This is a genomic window from Bifidobacterium amazonense, from assembly GCF_018555435.2.
In the GTDB taxonomy this organism is placed as follows: Bacteria; Actinomycetota; Actinomycetes; order Actinomycetales; family Bifidobacteriaceae; genus Bifidobacterium; species Bifidobacterium amazonense.
In genome coordinates, this window is record NZ_JAFEJT020000070.1 from 1 (window position 1) to 14,809 (window position 14,809).

Annotated in this window: 9 protein-coding genes and 1 pseudogene; 2 read left to right on the forward strand and 8 right to left on the reverse strand. The window is 64.3% G+C overall.

Annotated features, from left to right (window positions below):
- Positions 1 to 324: 324 nt before the first annotated feature.
- Positions 325 to 1,455: a class C sortase gene (locus JS533_RS12000; protein WP_241514888.1), complete on the reverse strand. Its 1,131-nt coding sequence runs from the start codon at positions 1,453 to 1,455 to the stop codon at positions 325 to 327.
- Between the two features lie 301 nt (positions 1,456 to 1,756).
- Between JS533_RS12000 and JS533_RS12005 the strand changes: the two genes are divergently transcribed.
- Positions 1,757 to 2,143, forward strand: coding sequence for a hypothetical protein (locus JS533_RS12005; protein WP_241514890.1), 387 nt, complete (start codon positions 1,757 to 1,759; stop codon positions 2,141 to 2,143).
- Positions 2,144 to 2,175: 32 nt separating this feature from the next.
- On the opposite strand, the gene JS533_RS12010 is transcribed toward JS533_RS12005, so the two are convergent.
- From JS533_RS12010 to JS533_RS12035, 6 genes are all read right to left on the reverse strand, one after another.
- Positions 2,176 to 3,447, reverse strand: a complete 1,272-nt coding sequence (locus JS533_RS12010; protein WP_241514892.1) for a glutamate-cysteine ligase family protein — start codon at positions 3,445 to 3,447, stop codon at positions 2,176 to 2,178.
- 67 nt (positions 3,448 to 3,514) lie between these two features.
- Positions 3,515 to 4,162, reverse strand: coding sequence for a YesL family protein (locus JS533_RS12015; protein ID WP_241514893.1), 648 nt, complete (start codon positions 4,160 to 4,162; stop codon positions 3,515 to 3,517).
- A gap of 352 nt (positions 4,163 to 4,514) precedes the next feature.
- Positions 4,515 to 5,501, reverse strand: a complete 987-nt coding sequence (locus tag JS533_RS12020) for a carbohydrate ABC transporter permease (RefSeq protein ID WP_241514895.1) — start codon at positions 5,499 to 5,501, stop codon at positions 4,515 to 4,517.
- Positions 5,502 to 5,531: 30 nt separating this feature from the next.
- Positions 5,532 to 6,545 carry an ABC transporter permease gene (locus tag JS533_RS12025; RefSeq protein WP_241514897.1) on the reverse strand — a complete coding sequence of 338 codons (1,014 nt, stop codon included), beginning with the start codon at positions 6,543 to 6,545 and terminating at the stop codon, positions 5,532 to 5,534.
- Between the two features lie 121 nt (positions 6,546 to 6,666).
- Positions 6,667 to 8,295, reverse strand: a complete 1,629-nt coding sequence (locus tag JS533_RS12030; protein WP_241514899.1) for an extracellular solute-binding protein — start codon at positions 8,293 to 8,295, stop codon at positions 6,667 to 6,669.
- Between the two features lie 288 nt (positions 8,296 to 8,583).
- The gene (locus JS533_RS12035) at positions 8,584 to 10,509 is read right to left on the reverse strand and encodes a beta-L-arabinofuranosidase domain-containing protein (RefSeq protein ID WP_241514900.1); all 1,926 of its coding nucleotides are present in this window, start codon (positions 10,507 to 10,509) and stop codon (positions 8,584 to 8,586) included.
- A 321-nt stretch (positions 10,510 to 10,830) separates the two neighbouring features.
- On the opposite strand from JS533_RS12035, the gene JS533_RS12040 reads away from it, so the two are divergent.
- The gene (locus JS533_RS12040) at positions 10,831 to 12,423 is read left to right on the forward strand and encodes an ATP-binding protein (RefSeq protein WP_241514902.1); all 1,593 of its coding nucleotides are present in this window, start codon (positions 10,831 to 10,833) and stop codon (positions 12,421 to 12,423) included.
- Positions 12,424 to 12,450: 27 nt separating this feature from the next.
- On the opposite strand, the pseudogene JS533_RS12045 reads toward JS533_RS12040, so the two are convergent.
- Positions 12,451 to 14,809 (reverse strand): annotated as a pseudogene (locus tag JS533_RS12045) (2-hydroxyacyl-CoA dehydratase); the annotation flags it as partial.

Here is a 14,809-nt window from a genome sequence, read left to right on the forward strand (position 1 = left end):
TAAAAAGTAGTACAAACACGCTCTTGAGTTCTCAAACCACCACCACACCAGCGGGCCGAACCCCTCAAGGAGAAGAACCCCGCCGCGCTGAGCAGCAAGAGATAAACATACACGTGAATCACGATCCACGCAAACCGCATCACAAAGAAACCCAAGAAACCGTTGAAAACAAACGGCTCCCTCGGCGTGTCGCGAAGCCGTCAATTCATACGAATACCGGCCTCATCCACGCTCCGAGCCGCTACCGCACACGCTAATCCCCGCAGGAAACGCCAACGTGAACGCGACACGGCATACGCATGAATCCCAATCCTCATTCGCGAATCAGGCCACGGTCCGCTTCCCCGTATCACCGACAGCGACATCACCAGCAGCTGCACCGCCGCCACCACCGTCACCATCAATCGCACCACCTGCCGCATGCCGCATCGCCATCATCGGCCTGCGCCGCATCCGCCGGCGCCGGACCACGGCGAGCGCACCCCAGCCGACCGCCAGCAGTCCGCCGCCGACCGCCAACCCGATCGTGCGTCCGTCAAGCACGTCGTTCGGATACGGTGCCGGCACGGGAATCGCCACACGGTGGCCGGATACCAGCAGTCGATGCGTGTTCACGCCGTACGGGGTGCACGTCATCAGCGTCACGCGATCCTCGCCGTCCACGACACGCAGCAGACGCGTATCGTCCGGCTTGATCACGCTGATGCGATCCACCTGATAGGCGAGCGTCTCCCCCATCACCTCGATGTAGAAGAAGTCGCCCTGCTGCATCTCGTCGAGCCGCGTGAACATCAGCGCCTCGACCAGTCCGCGATGACCGGTGATGACCGAATGCGTCGACTTGCCGCCCACCGGCAGGCTGGTGCCGTACAGGTGACCGGCTCCGGAGGCGAGCGCCTCCTGCGAGGTGCCGTGGTAGATCGGCAGGTCGATCGAGACCTTCGGGATGCGGATGGTGCCCATCACGCCGCCGCCGGTGTCGAGCTGCGACTGGTAGTCCTTGTCCTTGGCGGACGTGGTGTCCTCGCCCTTGGCATGCGACCCGCCGGCCTGCGAGGAGAACGGGTCGACCGCCTCGCCCAGCACCGGCTGTCCGGATGCGGCGAGTCGTTTGTTGTAGGCGCGTGCCGACGCGAGTTCGTCACGCACCTTGTCCGGCGACCAGTCGGCCACGCGGGCCGCGATGTCGTCCGACGTGCGCTGCAGTTCCACCGCGCTGCGATACTGCAACGCGAGCGGATATCCGGCGACCGCGATGGCCGCGACGAGCAGCAGCGCCGCGAACGCGCGCATCATGACCAGCGATCGGCGCAGCTTGCGGCGCATGATCATCACGTCGGTCACGTCGGTCACCTCGGCGAACGTTCGCGGCGTGAATGACGATCGTGACGCCGACGATGCGGAAACCGCGCCGGACCGACCGCCGTGTCGTCCGTGCCGTGCGCCTTGCCCCATCGGATCCGCCTTTCCGCCGCGCATCGTCCGCGGCAACCGAACCGTATCGGTACCATCGTAATGCGAGCGCAGGCCGAAACGAACGGTATCAAACACGATCGGGCATCTTTGTGCACGATCAATCGTCGACGGACAGTGTTGACGGACGGACCATACCGGACCCATCCCGACCAATCCGAGTAAATCCGCGACGGTTTCGTGCCGAATCCATGCGTATCCGGGCGAATCCAGACGGTACTGCATACCGAATCCGGGCGGGCTCGCGCGGCCCGAGGGACGAGGCACAGCTACAATCGGTGCCATGAGCAAGCAGACGGTCATTCGCGTCAGTTTCGACGACGATCTCGAAGCGGCCCGTTTCCTCCAGTCCTGCCGCCGGAAGGGCCTCAACGCGCAGCTGGAGGACTCGCGGCCGATCGGCGACATCAAACGCAACGGTCCGGATCTGGCCGCATGGCTGAAGGCGAAACGCGGCTGGCAGGTCGTGCTCGCCTCCGCGAACCGGCGCAGCGCGTGGAATGCGGCGTGGAAGATATCGCATGGCACGCGCCGCGGCTTCGAGGACCGCATGTTCGAGGCGCGCACCGTGAACCGCAACGGCGAATGGGTGGTCGAAGCGCGCTGGAAGGGCCATTCGGCCGGCAAAAGCAAGGAACAGCGGGATTCCGGCATGGACCCGCTGTTCTGAATGCTTTCGTCTCGGCCTTCCGGCCCGCTCCGCTACGCCTGGAACACGTCGGGGTGCTTCGGATCGCCCGGCTCGTCGGCGAGGATGCCTTCGATGCCGAGGAACTCCTTCCAGAATTCGAGCGGCTGGCCGTACGGCGACGAGTTGCGACCGTGCGCCTGCAGGTTCGCCTTCGCTTCGAACACGTCCTCCTCGCGGATGCCCTCGAAGTAGCTGACGAGCCGTTCACGGTTCTCGGGCACGTAGAACAGCGACGCGATGATCTCGGTGAGCCGTTCGGCGCGCGCGACCGGCAGCGAATCCCAGTGGCGCAGTTCGATGAAGTTCTTCAGACGCACGTCGTTGAAGTGCGTGGAGATGATGTGGTTGATCTCGTACGGGTTGAGCTCGCGGTCGGGATACACGTCGCCCGCGTTCTCGTAGAACGCCGGATGATGCAGCTCCTTGCCGCTCAGGCCCTCAGCCTCCGGCGTGTGGGTCAGGTCGGCGAACATGAGCGGCGTGGACAGCACGTCGACCGCATAGTCCTCCCAGCCGAAGCGCGGATCGAACAGGCCGGGGATCACGTTCGTGCGCTGGAAGTCGAGATAGTCCCACATACGCTGGCGCAGCAGCGGCCACGGGTTCGGCTGGCCTTCGAAATACGGCGTGTTGCGGAAGTACCAGGCGAGGATCGGCCCGACGATCGTGCCGAGACGCAGCTTTTCGATCGAATCCCGTTCGTCGACGTAGTCGATGCTCACCTGCGTGGACGACGAGCAGCGCATCATGCACGGGCCGAACTGGCCGACGCGGCCGAGATACGCGGTCATCGCGTCGTAGCGGTCCTTCGGATTGACCTTGACGTCCGCGTAGCTGGACTTCGGCTGGTAGCCGTAGTTGACGAGGCGGAAGTCGAGCTCGTCGAGCACCGGGTCGACGTCGCGGCGGAACGCGCGGTACAGCGTGTTGAGATCCTCGGGCTGCTTGAGAATGCCGAGCGAGCATTCGACCTGGCCGCCCGGCTCGAGCGAGACGGTGATGCCCTCGCGCGCGAGGCCCACCAGATGGCCGTTCTCCCAGTATTCCTTGTCTTTGTCGTAGTACGGGGCAATGCGGCGCAGCAGCGTTTCGATGCCGTTCGGCTCGTAGTAACTCACCGCGGTGTCGTCGCTGTTATGCACCGGCAGATGTTCGATCTCCACGCCGAAGCCGCCCGTGCCTCGTTTGGAGCGTCCGTGCTCGAAGAAGTCGAGCAGGCTTTGGACATGCTTCGGGTTCGGCTTGGCTAGCAGATGGGCATAACTGATACGCGGTGTACTCATGCGCCCAGCTTAGCCGACCGACTCGCCGCGACGCGGCCGGCCGGCTATATGAAAAACCGATAACCGACTACTTGCGCTTCTCGCGCGGGGCCGGCATGAATCCGGGCAGTTTGCCGTACATCCACACCACCCAGGTGGCCACCGCGGCGAAGATCGTCCAGCCGAAGGTCATGAACAGGCCGGGCCACTGCCAGCATGCGGCCAGCGCGGCCAGCTCGCCGCAGGCCAGGATCAGGCTCATCAGCGGACGGGCGATGATCATCTGCACCGACATGCGGAACACCCACGCCGTGTTTTCGGTGAAATGCGCGTGCAGCACCCATGAGACGGCGGTGACGAGCAGCGAGAAGACCATGAGCACGAGCAGGAAGCCCGCAAGGAACGTGCCGAACGCCGAGGTCTCATGGAAGTTGACGACCCAGTAGTCGAACAGCAGCACCGCCCACAGCACGGCCTCGAGCCATCCGAGCGCGTTCGATCCGGCGAGTTCGGACTTCCACAGCCGGTGGAACAGCAGCCAGGTCTCCTTGATCGTCCAGGTGCGGTCCTCGGCCAGCGCCCAACGGCGGAACACGCCCACGGTGGCGCCCAGCGAGGGGAACAGTCCGACGACGACCAGGCCGAGCAGCGTGTGGGCCAGCGAGGCCACGAACACGACGAAGGCGACGAGCACGAACCGCATCGCGGTCATGTAGCGTTCGGAAAACAGGGACATGGGTCTCACCATTACTCTCATGGACGGACTGCCGGAATACGGAAAAATGCGCCGCCCGCACACCCCGGGCGCGGAGGGCCGGAGGCAAGGGAACCCTCCGGCGAGGCGGGGTGCGCAAGGCGGCGCGGTCATGATTCGCGTGCGGGTGAGTGGAGGAAAGGAACTGTCCCACACGCGGATCGTCTGGTGGCAAGGGCCCGCGCGGCCCTTGATTCTGGTGGCCGGTCTGCTTGACGCGTCGGTCCTGCGATTACGGACCTCGCTGCGCTCGGGCTCGATCCTGCCCTCGCTCGACTATCGTCTCGCTCAGGCCGAGCCTACGGACAGTCCACCGGACCGTCCGCTTCACGGCTCAGCCCTTGATGGCTCCGATCATCACGCCCTTGTTGAAGTACTTCTGGATGAAGGGGTAGATGACCAACAGCGGCAGGGTGGAGGCGATGATCACGCCGTACTTGATCTGGTCGGCGAGCTCCTGGCCGTAGCCGGCGCCCGCGGTCGATCCGCTGCCGCCGGCGAACGCGCTGTTGGCGAGCAGGATGTCGCGCAGCACCATCTGCAGCGGCTGCTTCTCGTACGTGTTGATGTAGATCAGGCCGGTGAAGAAGTCGTTCCAGTGCTGCACCAGATAGTACAGGCCGATGACGGCGACGATCGCGGAGCTCAGCGGCAGGACGATCCTGACGAAGTAGCTGAAGTAGCCGAGGCCGTCGATCTGCGCGGCGTCGTGCAGCTCCTCGGGGATCGAGGTCTCGAAGAACGAGCGGGCGATGATCAGGTTGTACACGTTGACCGCGCACGGGATGATGAACACCAGCCAGCTGTCGATCAGGCCGACCTGCTTGTAGAGCAGGTAGGTCGGGATCAGGCCGCCGTTGACGAACATGGTGATCGTGAAGAACAGCATGATTAGGCGGCGTCCGCGGAACTCGCTGCGCGACAGCGCGAACGCGGCCGGCAGCGTGATGACGAGGTTGAGCAGGGTGCCCACGACCGCGTAGAGGATCGTGTTGCGATAGCCGGTCCAGATGCGGCTGTCCTGGAAGATCTGCTCATAGCCGTACCACGAGAAGCCCTTGGGCAGCACCAGCACCTGGCCGTTGTTGACGAGCGTCTGGTTGGAGACGGACGCGATGATCACGAACCACAGCGGGTAGATGATCGAGACGATCACGAAGGCGACGAGCGCCCAGATGATGATGTCGATTACCCAGTCGCCTGGCGTGCGCTGCGTGATGTGCTTCTTGTTCTCGGGGATGTCGGCCCGGCCGGGGGCCTGGATCTTGCCGTTCGAGGCGTCCAGTCCCTTGGACGCGGGCGATGTTGCGGTTGCGCTCATCGATATCACTTTCCTTCCGTCGAGCCGGGCCTAGAAGATGCCCGAGTTCGACACCTTCCTCGAGACTTGGTTCGCGATGATCAGGAACGCGAAGTTGATGAGCATGTTGAACAGGCCGATGGCCGTCGAATAGCTGAACTGGCTTTGCAGCAGGCCGATCTTGTAGGTGTAGGTGGAGATGACCTCGGAGGCGTCGATGTTGAGCGTGTTCTGCATGAGGAACACCTTCTCGAAGCCGACGTTGAGCACGCCGCCCATGTTCAGGATGAGCAGCACGCCGCAGGTGGGCAGGATCGCGGGGATGTCGACGTAGCGGATGAGCTGCAGGCGGCCGGCGCCGTCGATCTTGGCCGCCTCGTAGAGCGCGGTGTCCACGCTGGAGAGCGCGGCGAGGTAGATGATCGAGTTCCAGCCGACGTGCTGCCAGACCTCGGAGATCCAGTAGATCGGGGTGAACAGGTTCGGGTCGCCCATGAAGTTGTCGGAGTGGATGCCGATCACGCCGAGCGCGCGGGTGAGCACGCCGACGTCGGGCTTGAGGAACAGGTTGATCATCGAGACGACGACCACGGTGGAGATGAAGTGCGGCAGGTACGTGATGGTCTGCACGAAGCCCTTCACCTTGCTGGAGTGGATCTGGTTGATGAGCAGCGCGAGGATGATCGGGAAGATGAAGCCCATGACCAGCGTCCACAGCGAGATGCGGACGGTGTTGATCATCAGCGTGCCGAACAGCGGGGAATCGAAGAACTGCTTGAAGTATTTGAAGCCGACCCATTCCCCGCCGGTCAGGCCCTTGGTGAAGTCGAATTCGCGGAAGGCCAGCTGGATGCCGTACATCGGGCCGTAGTTGAAGATGGCCACGAAGATGACGGCCGGCAGGGCCATCGCCCACAGCTGCCAGTACCGCTTGAACGTCTGCTTGAATCCGAGTTTGCGATGTCCGTACTGCTTCTGCAGTTCGGCGGCGCGCTTGTCCTTTGCCTTCTGCGCCTCGCGTTTGGCACGCGCATCGGCGCGCGCGCCCTGTGCCTCCGCACTCATGGTTTGCCCCCTATGTTTGCGTTTCTTCGTTGAACGGCCGGCGCGGCTGCCGCGCCGGCATGCGAGTGGAGAGACGGGGCGGGGGCGGGCAGCCGCCCTCCGCCCCGGAGTCGGTCGGGCGTCAGCTCTTCATGTAGTCGTCGTACGCCTTCTGGTAGATCTCGATGTTCTGCTCGATGTTGGCCTTCTTGAGCGTGTTGACGTAGGCATCCCATTCCTTGTCGACGCCGCCCTTGGTGACCCACGTCGAGAACTTGCTCATCGTGGTGTTGAGGATCGTGGTGTTGTTCAGCTGGATGGTCTTGAGATCATCGGCGGACAGCTGCAGGAAGGCCGGCATGATGTCGTTCTTGGTGTCGACCGCATCGAACGCGGACTGCATCGGCTTCTCGTCCTCCTGCACCTCGATCAGATCGGCCGGGTATTCGATCTCGTCGTCCTCGCGGATCCACGACGGGGAGTCGTCGGCCAGCGTCTCGGTCCACTTCCAGGTGGAGGAGTCCTTGGAGGAGTCGGCGGGCGGGAGCACCTTGTAGGAGTGGTCGCCGGTCTTCTCGGTGTCGGTGCCGAGGTCGCCCCACAGCAGCTCGATGGACATGTCCTCGCCGTAGAACGCGTTGGCCACCTTGAGCGCGGCCTCCTTGTTCTTGGTCTTGGCGGAGATGGCGAGCGCGATGTTGTTGTAGGCCAGCGAGTCCTTGCGGTATTCGCCCACGACCGGCTCGGTCTGGTCGGCCTTGGCCTTGAGCGGGCCGACGGGCTCGTACTGGTCGGCGAGCTGGGCGCCGAAGCGGTCGGATGCGGTCCAGCCCCAGGTCACGCCCACCTTGGCGGTGTCGCCCTCGCCGCGGGCGAAGGACTGCGCGGTGGAGTAGTCGTGGGTGAAGGCCTCCTTGTTGATCAGGCCCGCGGACCAGCACTTGTTGAGGAATTCGATGACTTCCTTGAAGCGCTCGTCGATGAAGAAGTTCTGGACCTTGTTGTCGTCGACGAAGTAGCCGGTGCCGGAGTTGCTCGACAGGGTGAGGCCGAGGCTGCCGAGCAGCAGGTGCGGCTGGTAGTCGCCGAAGCCGCCGGTGCCCGGGGAGTGGAAGTCGAACGGGACCTCGTCGGCCTTGCCGTTGCCGTTCGGGTCCTTCTCCTTGAAGGCGACGAGCACGTCGTACAGCTCGTCCCAGGTGGTGGGCATCTTCATGCCGACGGCGTCAAGCCACTTCTGGTTGATGTACAGGTGGCTGACGGTGGTGGGCCATCCCTTTTTGACGGAGGGCAGGATGTGGATCTTGCCGTCGGATTCAGTGACGATCTTCTTGGCGGTGGGCACCTGCTCGAACATCTCCTTGACGTTCGGCATCTTGTCGAGGTCGTCGGACAGGTCCTCGAACAGGGAGCCGTAGGTGGCCATGTCGGTCATGTTGACGCCCTTGAGGATCATGTCCGGCACGTTGCCGGCGGCGAACCACGCCTGCTTCTTCTGATCCCAGTCGGAGCTGACCTCCTGCCACTTGATGACGCAGCCGCATTCCTTTTCGAGGTCGGAGACCCACTTCATCTGCGACATCTTCTTGGTCAGGGAGTGCTTGGCGACGGCGATGTTGAGCACCGGCTTGCCGTCTTCGGTGGTGGCGGTGTCGTTGCCGCCGCAGGCGGCCACGCTGACCAGGGTGGAGGCCGCGAGCGTCGCTGCGATGGCGGTCTTCAGACCTTTCCTGGAGAAGGACGGGCCTTCCCCGAAACGAATGTTCCTCATGTTCTACTCCTCACTGAGTTGTCGGAGCCTGGGGTCAACCAGTGCCTCCCGCCCCGATACTGTTTCACCAGACTTTAGCCCTACTCGCCATTGGGTTGTAGCGCTAAAACCTGACGTCTATAACGATATAACCGCCCCCGTGTTTTTGTCAAATCATCGAACCAGCGGATGTTCCACGGCGAGTCGCGCGGAATTCCGCGTATCCGCACCGCGGCATACGGGACGGGCGACGTCGTCGTACGTCCGCCCCGTCCGCCGGGCCGACATCAGTCCGGCATCGGCCCGCCGTCAGCCCATATTGACCATGCGCACCGCGTCGCGACGCCGGTCGTCGTCCGCGTAGATGCGGTGGTACATGAAATACCAGCGGTCCTGCGGATACAGGTAGTACGGCGAGAACGTGCGCGTCTGCCACGCGGGCAGGCCGGCGTGGCCGGGCAGCGTGCGGAACGTCATCGTCTCCCCCTCCACCGGCACGATCCAGTCCTGCGGCCGGTCACGGTCGCCCGACAGCAGCGTCATCTCGTCGCTCACCAGCACGACCGGGCCATAGCACAGCGCGACCAGATCGGGCCGCGCATCGTCGACGGGCACGAACCGCAGCCGATACGGCACATCGAACTCCAGCAGATCGCCGTCGTCCCAGCATCGCTCGACGGTCAGCCAGTCGTTCGGCCGCACCGGAACGTCGACGCGACGCCCGTTCACGCGCACCGCATCCGCGCCGTCCGCCCAGTCCGGCACGCGCAGCCGCAGCGCGAACCGCATGCCGCCGCCGTCCACGCGCAGCCGGATCCGACCGTCGCGAGGCCAGTCGGAGAAGTTCTCGACCGCCACCGCGCGCCCGCCGCGATCCCAGCGCACGCTCGACGGCAGGTACTGCGTCACGTACAGCGCGTCGTCGTCCGCGTAATACAGCATGTTCGCGTACTCGGCGACGTCCTGCGGGAACGTGCCGGAACAGCACTGCCAGCGGAAGTTCTGACCCTCGCGCTGCAGACGGCGGTCGACGGTGGACTTCATGCCGCCGTCCGCGAAATAGTTCGCATAGTACAGCAGCTCGCCGTTCGGCTTGATGTCCGGCTGGCCGCCCACGCAGTTGAGCAGCATGCGCTCGGCCCACGCGCCGTACCGCGCCTCGCCCGTGAAGCGCAGCAGATAGTCGCACAGCTTGAACACGGCCCACGAGCAGCAGGACACCTCGCAGCTGCCCCACGCGTCGCTGCGTGCCACGCGCTCGCCGGCGAAGTTGCGGAACGTGGGGTCCTCGCCGTGCAGGTCCCACGGCGACATGAGCATGAACCCGAGATAGCCGTCGCGTTCGACGAACAGGTTCTCCCCCGGCCCGTAGCCGCCGGTCGCATACGTATGCCTCGCCAGCAGCTCGTCGTAGGCGGCGCGCAGCACGTCGAGATCGCCGGCGTCGCCGGTCGCCTCGTATTCACGGGCCAGGCTCGACAGCGCGTTGACGTGGCTGTAGGCGTGCCGCGGGCCGATCGAGGCGAAGTCGCGCGCGGCGACCTTGTCCCACAGGTAGTCGTAGCGCCACCGCCCGGCGTAGTCGCGGTACTTGCCGTCGCCGTAGCGCAGCCATGCGCGGTACAGGTTCTCCGGCAGCGTATACCATTCGATCTGCCCCTTCATGCGCCCGTCCTGCAGGCCGTCGCGCGGGATCGACTCGTCGAAGTCGCGCATCGCCGCGTCGGTGAGCCGGCTGACGGCCTCGCGCACGCGGCCCTGCGCGTCGTAGCCCATGATCTCGTCCATGTCGAGCAGACCGCCGAGCATCTTCTCATAGTCGTAGGTGCCGAGCCGAAGCAGTTCGTCATGCTCGCCGGCGAGCGCGAACCAGCGTTCGAACAGGTCGATCGCCTTGGCTTTGAGCCGGAAGTCGCCGGTGACCGCGTACAGTTTGGCGAACGAGGCGAGCATCTGGCCGAACGTGCCGCCCCAGCCGCCCAGTCCCCGGGCGCCGATGTCCACTCCCGTGCCGCGCAGCGCGGACTGCAGGATGTCGTCGTCGGGCAGGCTCAGGTACAGGTTCACGACGTGGTCGCGCTGGCGTTTCCAATGGCCGTCCGACAGGGCGACGTTCGCGTAGCGGAACGATCGCAGCCGCGGCTCGACGGCGGGACGGATTTCGGGTTCGGGTTGGTTGAGGCCGCGGGCGGCGGCATCGTGCGGGTACGGGTTGTATGACGTATCGACAGGCATATCGGCTCCGGATTCGTGGGGAACGTGCAACTTGGGCACGCCATGCACCATCGGCGTGCCATGTCATCGTCGCAGTGTGTGCCGGTCCGCCGGTTTGTCTCCCCGTCGATCCGCTGGTTGAGCGCAACCTTGCAGCTGATCACATTCATCGGCCAGTATACGCGCCCGCCGCCGCACATGCCATATCGGCGGCAGGCCGCGGCGGTCAGATCCATCCCGTCCCACCGTCGCGGCATAACCTCCTATGCGCGTGATGTCGTCAAATCAACGAACCGCAAGACAAGCATACGGCGTGTCGCACCGTCCCATCGATGAATTACGATGAATTCATCGATGACGGCGGAAGGAGCGATGATGATCCGGCTACGGGAAAGCGCGACGGTCGAGTTCAAAAGGCAACTCAACGACGCCGTCAAGCGGGAGATCATCGCATTCGCCAACACCGAAGGCGGCGATCTGTACATCGGCATCGATGACGACGGGACTCCCGTAGGCGTCGACGACCCGGACGGCACGATGGGTGCGGTCGGAGACATGATCCGCAATACCATCAAACCGGATCTGACCGCATACACCACCATCGCATGCGACTCCATGGAGGACATGGATGGCACAGAGCGCTCAGTGGTCCATGTCACCGTGCTCCGAGGAACGAAGCAACCATATTATCTGTCCGCAAAAGGCCTGCGTCCCACGGGCATCTTCATACGGCATGGGGTATCCGCCGTTCCGGCCGGAGAGGAACGCATCCGGCAGATGATCCGGGAGGCGGACGGAACGTCGTTCGACGCCGCGGTGAGCATCGATCAGGACCTGACATTCAACTATGCCGTCAATGTGTTTCAGCGGCAGCACCTGGCATGGGGAGAAGCGCAGCAACGATCTCTGGGCATGATCAATGAGGACGGCCTATACACCAATGCCGCAGCATTGCTGTCGGACCAATGCCGGCATAGCGTGAAATGCGCGGTCTACCAAGGAACGACGAAGTCACGGTTCCTGGCCCGTCAGGAATTCCGGGGATCGCTGCTGCAGCAGCTCGACGAAGCAAGCCGCTACTTGGAACTCAATAATCCGGTGCGCTCCGAGATCGTCGGACTCTATCGGAACGATTCCTACGCCTACCCTCCGTCAGCTCTCAGGGAGGCACTGCTCAACGCCGTTGCCCACCGGGATTACGATTATTCCGGTCCTACGCTCATCAGCGTCTTCGCCGATCGCATGGAATTCGTCTCGCTCGGCGGTTTAGTGAAAGGCATCACGCTGACGGACCTGACCAACGGCATCTCGCAGCCCCGTAACAGAACACTCGCCGACATACTGTACCGATTGGAGCTCATCGAAAGCTACGGCAGCGGCATTCCGAAAATCATGGAGGAATACGAGGGCAACGGCATGGCTCCCACCATCCGGATCACGCCGGGGGCGTTTACGCTCAGCCTGCCCCGTCTTGACGACCATCCGGACAGTCCCGGCGGTCTCACCAGCACAAACGGCGGGGCTCCGCCACGCATCGGCGACCGACGCACCTCGCGGGACCTTTTCCCGGCAGGCCCTCCCATCCATATCGAGGGTGATGTGCAGACCGCCGTACTGGCGGGATATCCGACCGGCAAGGACGTGCAGACACTCGCACTGGCTCCCGCAGCCCATACACCCGCCACCATCACCCTGAACCGTATCAACGACGAGACCGACGGAGCAGCCGCCCCCCTGCCGCAGGCATCCAGCACGCTCGAGGAAGTCACGCTGGCCCTTATCACGGAATCACAGTCCGGCATGTCCCGCATGGAAGTCCAACAACGGCTCGGCATCAACAAGAACCGAGCCGCCTATGTGCTGCGCAAACTTGAGCACGAAGGCAGCATCGTAGCCACCGGCAACGCGCGCAGCACGCGATACGTCGCCGCATAGCGAGTATCACGTGCCGCAGATCGCTTTTCAGTCCGCCACAGTCAGCTTCTCGTGGGCCTTCTTCGCCGCCGCGATCATGAGCTTGATGCGGTTGAGCTGGTTCGCCTCGCTCGCGCCCGGATCATAGTCGATGGAGACGATGTTGGCCTCCGGGTGCAGGCGGCGGATCTTGCCGAACATGCCGCGGCCGGTCACGTGGTTCGGCAGGCAGGCGAACGGCTGCGCGCAGATCACGTTCGGGCATCCCTGTTCGATCAGCTCGAGGATCTCGGCGGTCAGCAGCCAGCCTTCGCCGGCCTGCACGCCGATCGACGTGACCTCGGCCGCCTTCTTGACGAGTTCGGGCATCGGGTCGTCCTGCTTGAACTTGCCGTGCGCGGTGGCGATGGCCGCCTTGATCGGCGCGTTGTACCGGTCGAGCCCCCAGCGCATGAGCGCGTAGAGCTGCTGGTTGCCGCCCATACCGAGGTTGCGTTCGTTCCAGTCGGTGATGTACGGGCGGGTCGTCATGAACTCCATGATGCCGGGCACCACGGCTTCGCAGTCCTGCGATTCGATCACATCGACCACATGGTTGTTCGCGTCCGGCTGGTACTTGACGAGGATCTCGCCGACCACGCCGACGCGCACCTTGCGCGGAATGTCGCGCAGCGGCAGCGCGTCGAAGCTCTTGACGATCTCCTTGGCGATCACGTTGTACGGCAGATACGCCTTCTTCAGCCACGGGGTCCTGGCCGCGGTCTTGGAGAAGCCGTGGTGTTCGAGCGTCTCGCGCACGATCACGTCCCACTGTTCGTACAGCTTGTTCGCCGCGCCCGGCTCGACCTCGTACGGGCGCACGCGGTACAGGCACTTCATGAGCAGGTCGCCGAGGATCAGCGCCTTGATCGCGCGGTGCAGCAGCGCCGGCGTGGCCTTGAATCCCGGATTGTCCTCGAGTCCCTGCGTGGAGATCGCGATGACCGGGATCTGCGGATAGCCGGCGTCGATGAGCGCCTTGCGGATGAGTCCGAAGTAGTTGGTCGCGCGGCACATGCCGCCGGTCTGCGTGATCGCGAGCGCGACGTGGTCGGGATCGTATTTGCCTTGGATGATCGCGTCGATGAGCTGCCCGATGACCATGATGGCCGGATAGCAGGCGTCGTTGTTCACGTATTTGAGGCCGGTTTCGACGTCCTCGCGGCTGGCGTGCTTCAGGATGTCGAACTTGTAGCCGCCGGAGCGGATGACCGCCTCGACGAGGGACATGTGGATCGGGCTCATCTGCGGGGCGACGATCGTATAGTCCTGCTTCATGTTCTTGAGGAACTTCTGGCGGTGCGCGTAGCGCGACATGGTCGCGTTGTTGTGGCCGGACTTGGCCTTCCTGGCGGCCTTGCCGGGCGTGTCCACCGTGCCGTCGGATCCGGCGAGCACGGTTTTGGCGTTGACGGCCGCTTCGATGTCGCGCTGCGCGGCGAGGCGCGAGGCGCGACGCACCGATTCGGTGAGCTTCGGATTGGCGGCCATAGTCGTGTCGAGCAGGACCTGGCGGCCCGGCGTGGGCGCGGTCGAGCCGGTCTTGCGGAAGCCGGTGGACTTCGGTGCGCCGGACGGAACGTCGGCACCCGCATCGCGTGCGGACGGATCGTTGACGGCCGCGCGTTTCACTTCGGCCGCCTTGACCGCGGCCTCGGCTGCGGCGAGCTGTTCCTTCGCTGCCTTGAGCTGCGTTTCGGCGGCGGCCAGATCGGCCTGCGCCTTGGCCTGGGCGGCAGCCTGCGCGGCCGCGCGCGCCTCGCGTTCGGCGGCGGACGTCGCGTCGACGATCCGATCGTGCTTGCCGACGGTCTGTGCACCGGCTAGGCCGGACATGCCGGACGCACCCGACGCACCGGCACCGGAAACCGCGGCGGACACGGCCGCGACGGCCTTGGCCTTGTTGCGTTCGCGTTCCTCGACGGCGGCCTTGAGCGAGCGCAGGCGGATCTTCGCCGCACCCAGGTTCGACACCTCGTCGATCTTGAGCAGCGTGTACACGTCGGCCTTGTCGGCGAGGATCTCCGAGACCTGGTCGGTGGTGATCGCGTCGAGGCCGCAGCCGAACGAGTTGAGCTGCACCAGCTCGAGTCCCGGATACGAGGCGACGAAGTGCGCCGCCGCGTACAGCCGCGAATGGTACGCCCACTGGTTGGTCACGCGCAGCGGCATGCGGTTGACGCTCACCTTGCGGTCGCCGACGTGACGGAATCCGTTCGCGTTCTTCTTGCGCGGATCCTCCTCGCCGGCCGCGAGGAACTCGGTCAGGTCGAGCTTCTCCCCCGGCTGCAGTTCGCAGATCGAGTCCTCGGACAGCACGACCATGCCGAGCGAGCAGATCGTCTCGGGGATGCCGTGGTTGATCTCC